Raw genomic sequence first — 15769 nt, forward strand, 5'->3', positions numbered from 1 at the left:
CTTCATCGCCGCCCGGCCCGGCGGCTATGACGCGCCTTGCGAGGAACGCGGCGCGAATTTCTCCGCCGGACAGCGCCAGCGGCTGGCCATTGCCCGCGCCGCGCTGCGCGACGGGCCGATCCTTCTGCTGGACGAGCCGACGACCGGGTTGGATCCGGCCTCTGACCGCATCGTGCAGGATGCGATCCTGCGGCTGGCGCGGGGCCGGACGGTGCTGATGATCACGCATGACATGCGCCTTGCGGCGCGGGCGGATCGGGTCGTGGTGCTGTCGGATGGGCGGATCGCCGCGGATGGCACGCCGGAGGAAATCCTGAACGGGGACGCACGCCATGCCGCTGAATGACGCCGATCGCGGGATAGTCGCGCGGGATTCCGGTCTGCCCGGGCTGGCGCTGGCACTCGACGCCGGGGCGCTGGCGCGGGTGCTGGGCAGCGGGCTGCTGCGCACGCGCTACCTGCGCTACAAGCCGGGCGAAAGCTGCACGGTCTGCCTTGATGACGGCGGCGCCGGGCTGATCCTGCGCGCCGTCACGCCCGCGCGCTATGACACCTATCGCCAGCGCGAGAAATGGGTGCGGCCGGGCAGCGGGGTGCGGTTTCTGGACGGCCCATGCAGCGTGGTCCTGCCCGGCACGCTCGACCGGGAGATCCGCGCGGCCCGGCTGCTGCTGGCGCCGGAGCGGGCGAAGCCGCTTCTGGCCGGGCTGATCGGGCCGGGGGAGCATCGGCTCGTCGTTCTGCGCCACAAGCCCGGCCGCCGCATCGTCGCGCGCATCGAGACGGCCGGCCGCCCCGCCGCGCTGCTCAAGGCCGTGCCGCCCGCGCGGTTCGGGGCGCTGCTGGCCTCCGCCCGGATGGCGCAGGCACAGGGGACCGCGCTCCTGGCGGCGGATGCGGAGCTCGGCCTTGTGGTGCAGGGCTGGGTCGCGGGGCAGACCGCCGATCCCGCCCGCGCCGAACCCGGGGATTTTGCCCGGATCGGCGCCGCGCTGGCCGCGCTCCATGCCGCGCCGCGAGAGCCGGGGGAGGCTCCGGAGCCGCATCGCGATGCGCTGGCCGCGCTTGGCCGGTTGTTGCCGGATCTGGCCGGGATGTGCGGGATGCTGTCCGAGGGGCTGACCCTCGCGCTGCGCCGGGATGCGCGCCCCCGGGTTCTGTGCCATGGCGATTTTTCGGCGGATCAGGTCATCGTGCAGCCCGGTTCGCTGCGCTTCATCGACTGGGACCGCGCCGGTCCCGGCCCTGCGGCGGGAGATCTGGGCTGTTTCCTCGCACGGATGGATGCCGATGTGCTGACCGGGGGGCTCGATCCGGCCCGTGCGGACCGTCTGGCGGCGGCCTTTCTGGCCGGATACGGGGCGTGCGATCCGGATCTGGACCTGTTCCGGGCCTCGGCGCTGGCCGCGCTGGTCTGTGAGCCGTTCCGGCAAAGGATGGAGGACTGGCCGGAGAAATCCACCGCGCTTCTGCGCCGTGCGGCGGCCTTGGCCGGGCCGGATGGCGCGCTGGCCCGCGCCTTTGATCGTGCCGACATCGAAGCCCGGATCGCGGCAGAGCGTGGCGGGCCGATCTCCCTCGCCGCGCCTGAACTGATGCGGCTTCGTCCGGGGCGCCGGGCGCTGATCGGCTATGCGTGGCGTGACGGCACCGGGCAGACCACCGCCGCCTGTGGCAAGCTGCGGGTGCGCGCGCCGGACCGGGAAACCCCGGCGTTGCACCGGCGCTTGCTCGCCACGGGTGCGGTGAGCGTGCCGCCCGTGCTGGCCGAACTGCCCTCGGCGCATCTGTGGGTGCAGCAGCGGGTGGCGGGGCGGCTGCTCACGGATCTGCTCGAACCGGGCGGCGACACGCGGCCCGTGGCGGCGGCGGGGGAGGCGCTCGCGCGCCTGCACGCGCTGCCGCTCGCGGCCACACAGCCCCGGCGCAACTGGACCCTGCATCAGGAAGCCGCGGTTCTGGAAAAGGCCCTGGCCGATGCCGCCACCGCCCGCCCGGCCTGCGGCCCCGCGCTGCGCGCGATCGGGCGGGCCCTCGCGGCGCGCCTCGCCCCGCTGACCGAGGCGCCGACCACCGGGATCCACCGTGATTTCTACCCCGATCAGGTCATCATCGACGCGGGCACGACGTGGCTCCTCGACCTCGACCTTTTCGCGGCGGGCGATCCGATGATCGACGTCGGGAATTTCGTCGCTCACCTACAGGAATACGGCCTGCGCCGATGGGGCACGACCGACGCGTTGGAGGCGCAGGCGGCGGCTTTCCTGCGCGCCTATGCGCAACGGCTGCCCGTGGATGCCGCCCGGTTCCGGCTGTTTCGCGATATGTCACTGGCCCGCCATCTGTGGATTTCGCTGCGGATCCCCGAACGGCGGCCCGGCTTTGACGCCCTGCTCGGGGTCATGCGCTTGAGGTCAGTTCCGCCGACAGGCCGCGCAGCATCCGGCGGCAGTCCTCCAGTTCGCCGTCCAGGATGAATTCGTCCGCCCGATGCGCGCGGGTGATGCTGCCGGGGCCGCAGATGATGGCGGGGATGCCCGCCGCGTGGAACAGGCCCGCCTCGGTGCCGTAGCTGACCGATTGCAGCGGCGCGGTGCAGGTCAGGCGTTCCAGCAGGCCGGGCAGGGGGCTGGTGTCGTCGGGCGGCAGCGCGGGATACCCGGCGAGGATTTCGGACGACACCCGGATCCGCCCCTGTGCCAGCGTGGCGAGCCGGGCGAGGATTTCCGCCGTCACCCCTTCGGCGGGCTGTTCGGGGATCGCGCGGACCTCGATGTCGAGCGCCACGCGGTCGGGGATGATGTTGACCGCGCTGCCGCCCCGGATCACCCCGGCCTGAAGCGTCGAATGCGGCGGGTCGAAGCGCGGGTCGTAAGGCCCTTCGGCGGCCAGCCGCAGGGCACGGTCGCGCAGCCAAACCAGCAGTTCCCCCGCCGGATAAAGCGCATTCGCCCCAAGCGCCGGGTTCGAGGAATGGCCCGCCTGCCCCTCGATCACCACCCGGATCGCCTGCTTGCCCTTGTGGGACAGCACGGGGCGCATGTCGCTCGGCTCGCCGACGATGCAGCCAAGCGGCGGCGCGCACAGCCGGGGCAGTTCCGCGATCATCGGGCCAACGCCGCGGCAGCCGATTTCCTCGTCATAGGAGAACGCCAGATGGACCGGGCGGCGCAGCTTCATCGCGGCGAATTCCGGCACCATCGACAGCGCGCAGGCCAGAAACCCCTTCATGTCCGACGTGCCGCGCCCGGTCAGCCGGTCGCCGTTGCGGTTCAGGCGGAACGGGTCGGTGGTCCAGTCCTGCCCCTCGACCGGCACCACGTCGCTATGCCCGGAGAGGATATACCCCGGCACGTCGCGCGGCCCGAGCGTGGCGAACAGGTTCACCCGGTCGCCCTCCGGCCCCGGGATTTCGGTCACCTGAACCCCGGGCAGATGGTCGCGCAGGCACTCCGTCATCACCCGGTTGGGCGTTCCGGGCAGCGAGGGCACGGCCACCAGATCGGCCAGAATCGTTTCCACAGTCATCGCGGGTCTCCTTTGGCGCCACCATCGGCGCGGGGCGGGCGAAGATGGTGCCGAATGGGGCGGTGCGGGCGCAATTCCGTGCCGTTGCGGACGGGGGCGATACAGAATTGCGCGCGAGGGGGCGCAAACGGGACAATCCGCTTGGCCCCGGTACCATCACGGCATATCTGCGCGGGCCCGATGGCCGATCCTTTGCGCAGGTAGAACGGAAGGCCCGGCCATGATCTCATCCTTCGATCCCGACAGTCTGCACCCGCCGCGCGGCCATTTCATCGGCGGCACCTATGTGGCGGATCGCGCGGCGCTGGCGCTGCACCGCCCGGCGGATGGGGCGGAGTTCGGCGCGCTGCCGGTGGCGGATGCGGCGATGGTGGACCGGGCGGTTACGGCGGGGCGCGCGGCGCTGGCGGCATCCGGCTGGGCCAGCGGCGTGCCGCGCGACCGCACGCGGGCGATGCTGAAATGGGCCGACCTGATCGAGGCGGAGGCCGGGACGCTCGCCCGGCTGGAGGCGGTTTGCTCGACCCGCCCCGTTGCGCAACTGCCGGGTGGCGATGTCGCGGTGACGGCGGAGCAGATCCGCTTCTTTGCCGAGATGGCGGACAAGGAGGGCGGCGATCTGGCCCCCACGCGCGACGCATCGCTCGGTATGATCGTCGATGAGCCCTATGGCGTCGTGGGCGCGATCACGCCGTGGAATTTCCCGATGTCGATGGCGGGGTGGAAGCTCGCCCCGGCCTTGGCGGCAGGTAATGCGGTGGTGCTGAAGCCAAGCGAGATGACGCCGTTCTCCGCGCTGTATATGGCGGAACTGTCGGTGCGGGCGGGGATTCCGGCGGGGCTGGTGAATGTCGTGCTGGGCGATGGGCCGGTCACCGGCAATGCGATCACCGGCCATCCCGGCATCGGCAAGGTCAGCTTTACCGGCTCGACCGGCGCGGGGCAGGCGATCATGGGCAATATCGCGCGCACGGGCGTGAAGCCGATGACGCTGGAGCTTGGCGGCAAGTCGCCGCAGTTGGTGTTTGACGATGCGGATCTGGACCTTGCGGCCGATTGCATCGCGCGCAGCATCACCTTCAACGCCGGGCAGGCCTGTGTTGCGGGCAGCCGGGTTCTGGTTGCGCGCGGGGTGGCCGATGCGCTGGCGGCAAAGCTGATCGCGCGGATGGCGGGCCATCGCCCCGGCGCGACATGGGATGCCGGGGCGCAGTATGCGCCGATCATCTCGGAACGCCAGATCACCCGGATCGACGGTATCGTGCAGGCGGCCATCGCGCAGGGCGCCGAGGTGCTCACCGGGGCCGCACGGATGGATCATCCGGGCTGGTTCTATCAGCCGACGCTGCTCACCGGCGTTGCCGCGGACTCCCCCGCGGTGACAGAGGAGATCTTCGGCCCCGTCCTGACCCTTGAGCCCTTCGACGACGAGGAACAGGCCGTGGCGATGGCGGACCACCCGACCTATGGCCTCTGCGCCGGGATCTTCACCCGCGATCTGTCGCGCGCGCTGCGGGTGATGCGCCGGATCGAGGCGGGGACGGTCTGGATCAACCGCTATGGCCGTTCGCGGGATCACATCCTGCCGACGGGGGGGTATAAATCCTCGGGCATCGGCAAAGACCTTGGCCGTGCCGCCTATCACGCCAACCGCCGGCAAAAGACCGTGCTGATCGACCTGTGAGGACCCCATGACCCATAAAATCGCCCTGATTCCCGGTGACGGCATCGGCATCCCCGTCACCGAAGCCGCCATCGCGGTGGCCAAGGCCGCGGGTGCCGCGCTCGACTGCACCACCCTCCCGTGGTCCTGTGACACCTATCTGCAAACCGGGCGGATGATGCCCGAGGACGGGATCGAGACCCTGCGCGGCTTCGACGCGATCTTCCTCGGTGCGGTCGGCTGGCCCGCGAAGGTGCCGGATTCGGTGTCCCTGCACGGGCTGCTGCTGCCGATCCGCAAGGCCTTCGTGCAATATGCCAACATCCGCCCGCACCGGCTGTTGCCCGGTGTCGAGGGGCCGCTGAAGACGCGCGACTTCGACATCCTGTGCATCCGCGAGAACACCGAGGGCGAATATTCCGGCGCGGGCGGGCGCGTCCATGTCGGCACGCCGGACGAGGTGGCGGTGGAGACTTCGGTATTCACCCGCGTGGGGGTCGAACGGATCCTGCGGTTCGGGTTCGAGCAGGCCATGAAGCGGCGCAAAAAGCTGGCTTCGGTGACGAAATCCAACGCGCAGAAATATTCGATGGTGTTCTGGGACGAGATCACCGACCGGCTGGCCGCCGAATACCCCGAGGTCGAGGTCACACATTACCATATCGACGCGATGTGCGCGCGGATGGTGATGGCGCCCGAGAGCCTTGACGTGGTGGTGGCCTCGAACCTGTTCGGCGACATTCTGACGGACCTTGGCGCGGCGATTCAGGGCGGCCTTGGTTTCGCGGCCTCGGCCAATATCAGCCCCTCGGGCGGGCCGTCGATGTTCGAGCCGGTGCATGGCTCGGCCCCCGACATCGCGCACCTTGGCATCGCCAATCCGATGGCGGCAATCTGGTCGGCGGCGATGATGCTCGACCATCTGGGCGAAACGGCGGCGGCCCGGCGGATCATGGCGGCGATGGAGGCCACCACCGCGCGCGGCATCGGCACCGTGCCGGGCCGCGACAGGACCGATGACATCACCAAGGCCGTTCTGGCCGCGCTGGAGGGCTGACATGCAGTTGAACGACAAGGACTTGTTCCGCCAGCAGGCGCTGATCGGCGGGGCGTGGCGCGATGCCGCGAGCGGCAAGGTGGTCGAGGTCACCGACCCGGCGACGCAGCAGGTCATCGGCACCATCCCGGACCTGTCGGGCGCGGAAACCCGCGCGGCGATCGAGGCGGCGGATGCGGCCTTTGCCGCGTGGAAGACACGCACCCATGGCGAACGCGCGGCCCTGCTCGAACGCTGGTTCGCGCTGATGAACGATCATGCCGAGGATCTGGCGCGGATCCTGACCTGGGAACAGGGCAAGCCGCTCGCCGAAGCGCGGGGAGAAATCGGCTACGGCGCCTCTTTCGTGAAATGGTTCGCCGAGGAGGCGCGGCGCATTGACGGCAGCGTGATCCCGGCCCCCACCGCCGACCGCCGCATCCTCACGCTGAAACAGCCGGTGGGGGTTTCGGCGATCATCACGCCGTGGAACTTCCCGAATGCGATGATCACGCGCAAGGTCGGCCCGGCGCTGGCGGCGGGCTGCACCGTGGTCATCAAGCCCTCGGAATTCACGCCCTTCTCGGCGCTGGCCTTGGGCGTGCTGGCGGAGCGCGCGGGGATCCCGGCGGGGGTGATCAATATCGTCACCGGGATGCCCTCGGAGATCGGCGCCGAGCTGACCGCCAACCCCACCGTGCGCAAGGTCAGCTTCACCGGCTCGACCCGCGTCGGATCGCTGTTGATGGCGCAATCGGCGCCGACGGTGAAGCGGCTGTCGCTGGAGCTTGGCGGCAATGCGCCCTTCATCGTGTTCGACGATGCCGATCTGGATGCGGCGGTCGAGGGCGCGATCGCGTCGAAATTCCGCAACGGCGGGCAGACCTGTGTCTGCTCGAACCGGATTCTGGTGCAGGCGGGGGTCTATGATGCCTTCGCCGCGAAACTGGGGGCGAAGGTGCGGGCGATGAAGGTCGGCCCCGGCACCGAAGCGGTGGACATCGGCCCGATGATCAATGCCGCCGCGCTCGACAAGATCGCCCGCCATGTCGCCGATGCGGTGGCGAAGGGCGCCACCATCGCCGCGCAGGCCGACACGCCCCCGGGCCAATACGCCGCCCCGGTGGTGCTGACCGGCGCGACCACCGAGATGGAACTGGCGAGCGAGGAAACCTTCGGCCCCGTCGCGCCGCTCTTCCGCTTCGAGACGGAGGAAGAGGCCATTGCCATTGCCAACGGCACGCCCTTCGGCCTTGCCGCCTATTTCTACACCGAGAACATCCGCCGGTCCTGGCGCGTGGCGGAGGCGCTGGATTTCGGCATGGTCGGGCTGAACACCGGCGCGGTCTCGACCACGGTCTCGCCCTTCGGCGGTGTCAAATCCTCGGGGCTGGGGCGCGAGGGCGCCCGTGCCGGGATCGAGGAATACCTGGAGGTGAAGGCCTTCCACATCGGCGGGCTGTGACCGCCGAAGAACCTGCCGCCCGCCCGCGCGGATACGGCGTTTCATGCTCTGCGCGCCCCGCAAACGGCAGGCAACCCCTGCGGGGCGCGGCATAGGATCAACGGACAGGCGCGACAGGCGCCGCAACGACAGGGACGCACCCATGACCTTCCGCCCGAAATTCATCACCTTCGACTGCTACGGCACGCTGACCAATTTCGACATGGCCGGGGCCGCGCGGCGCATCTATGCCGGGGACCTCGCGGAACCGGCGATGGCGCAGTTCATCCGGAACTTCGCCGCCTACCGGCTGGACGAGATCCTCGGCGCGTGGAAACCCTATGCCGAGGTGGTGCACAATTCGCTCGAACGCACCTGCAAGCGCAACGGCGTGACCTTCCGCGAGGAGGACGCGCTGCGGATCTACAACGAAGTGCCGACCTGGGGGCCGCATTTCGACGTGCCCGAGGGGCTGGCGAAGGTCGCAAAGGAAATCCCGCTGGTGATCCTGTCGAACGCGATGAAAAGCCAGATCATGTCGAATGTGGAAAAGCTGGGCGCGCCCTTCCACATGGTCATCACCGCCGAGGAAACCGGCAGCTACAAGCCGCAGATGAACGGGTTCGAGTATATGCTCGACAAGCTCCGCTGCGGGCCGGAGGACATCACCCATGTGTCGTCGTCCTTCCGCTACGACCTGATGACGGCGCATGACATGGGCATCAAGTCCAAGGTCTGGGTGAACCGGGGCCACGAACCCGCGAACCCCTATTACGAATATACCGAGATCGCGGACATTCGCGGCCTGCCGGGCGTGTTCGGGCTGTGACGATGAAATTCCGGTCCTATTGGCACGACACGTCGCCCGCCTTTACCGGCGCCGCCGCGGCGCTCGGGGGGGAATACGATGTGGCGGTGATCGGCGCGGGGTTCACCGGGCTGGGGGCCGCGCGCAGGCTGGCGATGGAGGGGCATTCCGTCGTGGTGCTTGAGGCCGAGACGGTGGGCTTCGGCGCATCGGGGCGCAACGGCGGGCATCTGAACAACGGCATCGCGCATAGCTATCTGGCCGCGCGGGAGCATTTCGGCGCGGAAAAGGCCCGGGCGCTGTATCACGCCTTCGACGATGGCGTGGCGACCATCGAACGCATCGTGGCGGAGGAGGGGATCGACTGTTCCTTCCGCCGTTCGGGCAAGCTGAAGCTGGCCTCGAAGCCCGCGCATTACGAAGGGCTTGCGCGGAATTACGAGGCGCTGAGGGATGCGGACACGGACACCGCGCTGCTCACGCGGGCGGACCTCGCGGCGGAGGTGGGGTCGGATGCCTTCCACGGCGGGATGCTGCAACGGAAAAGCGCGATGATGCACATGGGCCGCTTCGTCGTCGGCCTGGCCGAGGCCGCCGTGCGGCGCGGCGCGGTGATCCATGAACACGCCCCCGTCACGGCGCGCGAAAAGGCGGGTGCAGGCTGGCGGCTGATCACACCGAAGGGCAGCGTGACGGCGGGCAAGGTGCTGCTGGCGACGGGCGCCTATACCACCGACGCCTTCCCCTGGTTCCGCCGCCGGATCGTGCCGGTGGGCAGCTTCATCATCGCCACCGCGCCGCTGACCCCGGCACAGGTGGCGGCGGTGATGCCGGGCAACCGCACCTGCGTCAATACGATGAACATCGGCAACTATTTCCGCCTGTCGCCGGACAACCGGTTGATCTGGGGCGGGCGGGCGCGGTTCTCGGCGCGCTCGGATCAGCAGTCGGATGCGAAAAGCGGCGCGATCCTGCGCGACAGCCTGCTGCGGATCTTTCCGCAACTGCGCGACGTGCCGATCGACTATTGTTGGGGCGGGCTGGTGGACATGACCGCCGACCGCTTCCCACGCGCGGGGCAGGCCGACGGGCTTTATTTCTCCATGGGCTATTCCGGCCACGGCGCGCAGATTGCGACGCATATGGGCGAGATCATGGCCGGGCTGATGACCGGGCGCGACAGCCGCAACCCGTGGGAGGGGCTGCCCTGGCAGGCCGTGCCCTTCCACACCGGCAAGCCGTGGTTCCTGCCGCTGGTTGGCCTTTATTACAAGACGTTGGACAGGATACGCTGATGAGCCTGCTGAAGAAGATCGACCCCATGGGCACGCCGGTGCCGTCGAAATGCGCGCCGGAAAAGCTGATCGCCGGGGATCCGGATTTCCTGACCTGGGCGCTGGATGAAAGCGCGGCGCAGGGCCCCGTGCGCACCGGTATCTGGCAGGCGACGCCGGGCGAGAACCATTCGATCAAGGGCGAGACCTTTGAATTCTGCCATCTGCTCGACGGTGTGATCGAGCTGACCGAAGAGGGCCAGCCGCCGCGCATCTTTCGCAAGGGCGACAGTTTCGTGATGAAGCCCGGCTATCGCGGCGTCTGGAAGACGATCGAGACCGTGCGCAAGATCTATGTGATCGTCGGATGAGTATCGTTCCCTTCCTGCCCGAACATATCCCCGGCGCGGTGGCGCTGTCGCGTGCCGAGGGCTGGCCGCACCGGACCGAGGACTGGGCGCTGATCCTTGGCCTCAGCCGGGGGGTGGTGGCGCTGGACGAGAACCGCGTCGTGGGCACCGCGCTCGCCACCGGGTTCGGCCCGGTCGGCATGCTGAACATGATCATCGTCGCCGCCGAAATGCGGGGCCGGGGCCTTGCGCGGCGGCTGATGGAGGCGGTGATGGCGGAGGCGGCGCAGGAATGGCGGCTGGTCGCCACCGAGGCGGGCCTGCCACTTTATCGCAAGCTGGGCTTTGTCGAACAGAACCGGGTGGTGCAGCATCAGGGCATCCTGACCGGCACCACGGCGCCCGAAGGCGTGGACTGGGGCGGGGAGGTCGAGACCCTCGCCGCGCTGGACCATGCCGCCACCGGGGCGGACCGGCGCAGCCTGATCGCCGCGCTGCTGCGCGAGGGCCGCGTGGCCGTGCTGCGCCGCGAGGGGACGGTGGCGGGCTATGCCGCGCTGCGTCCCTTTGGCCGGGGCGAGGTGGCGGGGCCGGTGATCGCGGGGAATGCCGAAGACGCCCGCGCGCTGCTGTCCTTCGTGCTCGCCGACCGCGCCGGGCGGTTCATCCGCGTCGATACCACCGAAGACAGCGGGCTGGCGCCATGGCTTGCCGAACTGGGCCTTGCCCATGTCGGCGGCGGCATCGGTATGAGCCGGGGCACGCCCGCGCCCCGCACCGGGGAATTCCACCGTTTCGCCCTTGCCGCGCAGGCATTGGGCTGATCTGACAGGAGAGAGAACATGCTGGCCAATTCACTGGTCGAACTCGACCGCGCGCATCTGGTCCATCCGGTCGCAAGCTGGCGCGGGCATGAGGCGGCGGGCGTGCGCCTGCTGACCTCGGGCAAGGGCGCGCGGATCACCGATGCGCAGGGGCATGAACTGATCGACGGTTTCGCCGGGCTGTGGTGCGTCAACGCGGGCTATGGGCAGGAAAGCGTGGTCGCCGCCGCGACGAAGCAGATGCAGGATCTGGCCTATGCCACCGGCTATTTCGGGCTGGGCGCGGAACCTGCGGTGCGGCTGGCGGCGCGTCTGGCCGATGCTGCGCCGGGCGACCTGAACCACGTCTATTTCGGGCTGGGCGGGTCGGATGCGGTGGATACCACGGTGCGCTTCGTGCGCTACTACTGGCACGCGCGGGGCAAGCCGGCGAAGGATCAGTTCATCTCGGTCGCGCAGGGCTATCACGGGTCTTCGACGGTGGGGGCGGGGCTGACGGCGCTTCCGGCGTTCCATGCCGGGTTCGGCGTGCCCTATGACTGGCAGCACAAGATTCCGTCGCATGACACCTATCGCAACCCGGCGGGCAGCGATGCGGCGATCATCGAGGCCTCCAGGGGCCACCTGCTGGCCAAGGTCGCCGAACTGGGCGGGCCGGAGCGCGTCGCGGCGTTCTACATCGAGCCGATCCAGGGCTCGGGCGGGGTTCTGGTGCCGCCGAAGGGCTGGATGAAGGCGATGCGCGATTTGTGTGCGGAGCTCGACATCCTGTTCATCGCCGATGAGGTCATCACCGGCTTTGGCCGCACCGGCCCGCTGTTCGCCTGCGCCGAGGAGGGGATCGTCCCCGACATGATGACCACGGCGAAGGGGCTGACCTCGGGCTATGTGCCAATGGGGGCGGTGTTCCTGTCGGATCGGGTTTACAGCACCATCGCCGATGGCGCGGGCGCGGCGGCGGTGGGCCATGGGCAGACCTATTCGGCGCATCCGGTTTCGGCGGCGGTCGGGCTGGCGGTGCTGGACCTGTACGAAGGCGGGCTGCTGGAGAACGGCCAGCGGATGGGCGCGCGGCTGATGGCGGGGCTGCGGGGGCTGTCGGATCACCCGCTGGTGGGCGATGTGCGCGGGCGCGGCATGCTGGCGGCGATCGAACTTGTCACCGACAAGGCGGCGAAGACGCCGCTGCCTGCGGCGGCGCAGCCCGCGACGCGGATTTTCGACCGCGCATGGCAGGCGGGGCTGGTGGTGCGCGCCTTCGGCTGGGGCGTGATCGGCTATGCGCCGCCCCTGTGCTGCACCGAGGAGGAGATCGACCAGATCGTCGCCCGCACCCGTGTGGTGCTGGACCAGACGCTGGACGATCCGGACGTGCGCGCGGCGCTGCGCTGATGGCGGTGCTGTTCCTTTCGACCCCCGAACGGGGCGCGGTGTTCCGCGACCTGTTCGCGCGGGACCTGCCCGACATGCCCTTTCACGTCGGGCAGGCGCCGGATCCGGAGGCGGTGCGCTACATCGTCGCCTGGACCGCGCCAGAGGGGCTCGCGCGGGACTATCCGAACCTGCGGCTGATCTTTTCGACCGGGGCGGGGGTGGATCAGTTCGACCTGCCCGCCCTGCCGCCGCGGGTGGGCGTGGTGCGGATGCTAGAACCCGGGATCGCGCGGCAGATGCGGGAATATGCGGTCATGGCCACGCTGGCGATGCACCGCGACCTGCCCGCCTATCTGGACAGCCAGCGGCGCGAGGCATGGACCCCGCGCGCCAACACCCCGGCGGCGGAGCGGCGCGTGGGGGTGATGGGGCTGGGCAATCTGGGGCAGACGGTGCTGGCGGGGCTGCGGCCCTTCGGCTTTGATCTGGCGGGATGGAGCCGCAGCCCGCGCGGGGTCGAGGGTGTCACCTGCCTGACGGATCTGGATGCCTTTCTGGCGCGGACGGACATCCTGCTGTGCCTGCTGCCGCTGACGGCCGAGACGGAGGGGATGCTGAACGCCGATCTGTTCGACCGGCTGCCGATGGGGGCGCGGCTGGTGCATCTGGGGCGCGGGCGGCAGCTCGACCACGGCGCCCTGCGCGCCGCGCTGGACACGGGCCGGATCGCGCAGGCGATGCTCGACGTCACCGATCCGGAGCCCCTGCCGCCCGGCCATTGGCTGTGGCGCGACCCGCGCGTGATCGTCACCCCCCATATCGCCAGCCAGACCGTGGCGCGCGAGGGCGCGCTGCATGTACTGGCGGGGATTCAGGCCGATCTGCGCGGCGACAGCCCGGCGGGGCTGGTGGACCGGGCGCGCGGATACTGAGCGCGGGCGCCATGCCGTCGGGCCGCCGCGATACGGAATTTTATGCTGCACCGGGGCGCGATTTGAAGTTTTCCGCGCCCGGTTTGCCGGAAGGATAAGCCGACCAACGGGGCCGTAGAATGGGGCAAACCCCTCCGGCCGGAAACAGGCGCAATGGCGCCGGATTTAACAGGGAATGCCACAATGCCAGCAAAACCGCTGTCACACTTCACATACATGAGCTTCGATGTCGTCGGCACGCTGATCGACTTTGAATCCGGGTTGACCGGCGCGCTGGCCGCGATTGCGGCGGAGCAGGGCGTGGCCTTCGATCCGGAGCGCGCGCTGGAACTGTATCGCGCGGCGCGCTACCTGCCCGATGTCGGGCATTTCCCGGATGACCTGGTGCGGGTGTACAAGGTGATCGCGCCCGATCTGGGCCTGCCTGTGGATGACGCCCATGCCACGCGGCTGCGCGATGCGGTGCCGGGGTGGAAGCCTTTTGCGGATTCCGTCGCGGCGCTGGCGAAGCTGAAGGAAAAATACCGGCTGATCGCGATGACCAATGCGCAACGCTGGGCGTTCGAGCATTTCAGCGCCGCGCTCGGCCATCCGTTCCACGCGTCCTTCACCGTGGACGATACCGGCACGGAAAAGCCCGATCCGGCGTTCTTCGAGAAGGTCTTCGCCTTTGTCGAAAGCGAAGGGGCGACGAAGGACGACATTCTGCATGTCGCGCAAAGCCAGTATCACGATATCGGCGTGTCGCGCGCGCTTGGCATGACCAACTGCTGGATCGAGCGGCGGCACGCGCAAAAGGGCTATGGCGGCACCATCGCGCCCGCCGAATTCACCACCCCGGACTATCACTTCACCTCGATGGCCGAACTGGCCGGGGCCGTCTGAACCAATCCAACAAGGGAAACAAGAAATGGCTGACAGGGAAATCACCAACTGGACCCGTGCCGATGACGCGATGGTCGAAAACGCGCTGCGCCGGGGGGCGAACCGGCGCGACCTGCTGCGCATGTTCATGGCCGGGGGGATTTCGGTCGCGATGGGCGGCACGATCCTTGGCCGCGCCACGGCTGCGCTGGCGCAGACCCCGGTCTCGGGCGGGCATCTGAAGGCGGCGGGCTGGTCGTCCTCTACCGCCGACACGCTGGACCCGGCGAAGGCCTCGCTTTCGACCGATTATGTGCGCTGCTGTGCCTATTACAACCGGCTGACCTTCATGACCGAGGACGGTTCCATCGAAATGGAACTGGCCGAGAGCGTGGAAAGCGCCGATGCCTTGGTCTGGACCGTCAAGCTGAAATCCGGCGTGACCTTTCACGATGGCAAGACGCTCGACGCCGAGGATGTGGTGTTTTCGCTGCAACGGCACCTTGATCCGGCGGTCGGCTCCAAGGTGGCCGCCATCGCCGCGCAGTTCAAGGAGATCAGGGCCGTCGATCCGACCACGGTGCAGATCACCCTTGCGGCGGCCAATGCGGATGTGCCCGTCCTGCTGGCGATGCACCATTTCATGATCGTGGCGAAGGGCACCACCGATTTTTCCAAGGGCAACGGCACCGGGGCCTTCGTCTCCGAAGTGTTCGAGCCCGGCGTGCGCTCGATCGGCAAGCGCAACGAGAATTACTTCAAGCCGCAGAAGGCGCCGCTCGAAAGTTTCGAGTATTTCGCCATTGCCGATGACAGCGCGCGGGTGAATGCGCTTCTGTCGGGCGATATTCACTTCGCCGCCACGATCAAGCCGCAGGCGGTGCGGCTGGTGAAGACGCAGCCCGATTTCGTGCTGTCGATCACCACGGGCGGCAATTACACCAACCTGAACGCGCGGCTGGACATGGCGCCGGGCGACAAGGCGGGCTTTGCCGAGGGCATGAAATATCTGCTCAACCGCGACCTGATCAACAAATCCGCCCTGCGCGGCCTGGGCGAGATCGCGAATGACCAGCCCGTGCCGCCGATGAGCCCCTATCACAACGCCGATCTGAAGCCGCGGGAGTTCGACCCGGACCGCGCGAAGGCACTGTTCGAGAAGGCCGGGCTGCTGGGGCAGACGATCCCGCTGGTGGCTTCGGATGCGGCGTCCTCGTCGCTCGACATGGCGATGATCTTCCAGCAGGCCGGGGCGGAAATCGGCATGAAGTTCGACATCCAGCGCGTGCCCTCTGATGGCTACTGGTCGAACTACTGGCTGAAGGCGCCGCTGCATTTCGGCAATATCAACCCGCGCCCGACGCCCGACATCCTGTTCTCGCTGCTCTATGCCTCGGATGCGCCGTGGAACGAGAGCCAATACAAATCCGAGAAATTCGACCGGATGCTGCACGAGGCGCGCGGCGAGCTGGACATGGCGAAGCGCAAGGCGATCTACGACGAGATGCAGGTCATGGTCGCGAACGAGGCGGGCACGGCGATCCCGGTCTATATCTCGAACGTCGATGCGCATTCGGGCAAGGTCAAGGGCCTGAAGCCGAACCCGCTCGGTGGCCAGATGGGCTATGCGCTGGCCGAATACCTCTGGCTGGAGGCCTGATCCCCCACGGCC

Annotated in this window: 14 protein-coding genes; 13 read left to right on the forward strand and 1 reads right to left on the reverse strand. The window is 68.7% G+C overall.

The window, feature by feature from the left end; translation table 11 throughout:
• The first annotated feature begins 172 nt into the window (after positions 1–172).
• Together QM789_RS19750 and QM789_RS19755 are read left to right on the forward strand one after the other, a co-directional pair.
• Entirely contained in the window at positions 173–346 is a 174-nt protein-coding gene (locus tag QM789_RS19750; RefSeq protein ID WP_420353979.1) for a hypothetical protein, read from the forward strand.
• Entirely contained in the window at positions 333–2477 is a 2145-nt protein-coding gene (locus QM789_RS19755; protein ID WP_420353556.1) for a phosphotransferase, read from the forward strand. The genes QM789_RS19750 and QM789_RS19755 overlap by 14 nt, the downstream gene beginning before the upstream one ends.
• Here QM789_RS19755 and argE read toward each other — a convergent pair.
• Positions 2401–3528: an acetylornithine deacetylase gene (argE, locus tag QM789_RS19760; protein WP_420353557.1), complete on the reverse strand. Its 1128-nt coding sequence runs from the start codon at positions 3526–3528 to the stop codon at positions 2401–2403. The two genes, QM789_RS19755 and argE, sit on opposite strands and share 77 nt — an antisense overlap.
• 220 nt (positions 3529–3748) lie before the next feature.
• Between argE and QM789_RS19765 the strand changes: the two genes are divergently transcribed.
• The 11 genes from QM789_RS19765 to QM789_RS19815 all read left to right on the forward strand — a co-directional run bounded on the left by QM789_RS19765 (position 3749) and on the right by QM789_RS19815 (position 15757).
• Positions 3749–5212, forward strand: a complete 1464-nt coding sequence (locus QM789_RS19765) for an aldehyde dehydrogenase family protein (RefSeq protein ID WP_420353558.1) — start codon at positions 3749–3751, stop codon at positions 5210–5212.
• 7 nt (positions 5213–5219) lie between these two features.
• A complete protein-coding gene (locus QM789_RS19770; RefSeq protein ID WP_420353559.1) occupies positions 5220–6248 on the forward strand; it encodes a tartrate dehydrogenase in 1029 nt (342 codons plus the stop codon).
• A 1-nt stretch (position 6249) separates the two neighbouring features.
• Positions 6250–7692, forward strand: coding sequence for an NAD-dependent succinate-semialdehyde dehydrogenase (locus tag QM789_RS19775; RefSeq protein ID WP_420353560.1), 1443 nt, complete (start codon positions 6250–6252; stop codon positions 7690–7692).
• 142 nt (positions 7693–7834) lie between these two features.
• Complete coding sequence (locus QM789_RS19780; protein ID WP_420353561.1) at positions 7835–8500, forward strand: haloacid dehalogenase type II; 666 nt, start codon at positions 7835–7837, stop codon at positions 8498–8500.
• A 2-nt stretch (positions 8501–8502) separates the two neighbouring features.
• Positions 8503–9774 (forward strand): NAD(P)/FAD-dependent oxidoreductase, encoded by a 1272-nt coding sequence (locus QM789_RS19785; RefSeq protein WP_420353562.1) that lies wholly within the window; start codon positions 8503–8505, stop codon positions 9772–9774.
• On the forward strand, positions 9774–10124 hold the full coding sequence (locus QM789_RS19790; RefSeq protein WP_420353563.1) for a cupin domain-containing protein: 351 nt from the start codon (positions 9774–9776) through the stop codon (positions 10122–10124). Before QM789_RS19785 ends, QM789_RS19790 begins: the two co-directional genes overlap by 1 nt.
• Positions 10121–10927, forward strand: coding sequence for a GNAT family N-acetyltransferase (locus QM789_RS19795; RefSeq protein WP_420353564.1), 807 nt, complete (start codon positions 10121–10123; stop codon positions 10925–10927). Before QM789_RS19790 ends, QM789_RS19795 begins: the two co-directional genes overlap by 4 nt.
• A gap of 18 nt (positions 10928–10945) precedes the next feature.
• Positions 10946–12319 carry an aminotransferase class III-fold pyridoxal phosphate-dependent enzyme gene (locus QM789_RS19800; protein ID WP_420353565.1) on the forward strand — a complete coding sequence of 458 codons (1374 nt, stop codon included), beginning with the start codon at positions 10946–10948 and terminating at the stop codon, positions 12317–12319.
• On the forward strand, positions 12319–13233 hold the full coding sequence (locus QM789_RS19805; RefSeq protein WP_420353566.1) for a 2-hydroxyacid dehydrogenase: 915 nt from the start codon (positions 12319–12321) through the stop codon (positions 13231–13233). The genes QM789_RS19800 and QM789_RS19805 overlap by 1 nt, the downstream gene beginning before the upstream one ends.
• Positions 13234–13449: 216 nt before the next feature.
• A complete protein-coding gene (locus QM789_RS19810; protein WP_420353567.1) occupies positions 13450–14118 on the forward strand; it encodes an HAD-IA family hydrolase in 669 nt (222 codons plus the stop codon).
• A gap of 25 nt (positions 14119–14143) precedes the next feature.
• Entirely contained in the window at positions 14144–15757 is a 1614-nt protein-coding gene (locus QM789_RS19815) for an ABC transporter substrate-binding protein (RefSeq protein ID WP_420353568.1), read from the forward strand.
• Positions 15758–15769: the final 12 nt, after the last annotated feature.

It is taken from the genome of Paenirhodobacter sp., from assembly GCF_047600745.1.
In the GTDB taxonomy this organism is placed as follows: Bacteria; Pseudomonadota; Alphaproteobacteria; order Rhodobacterales; family Rhodobacteraceae; genus Rhodobacter.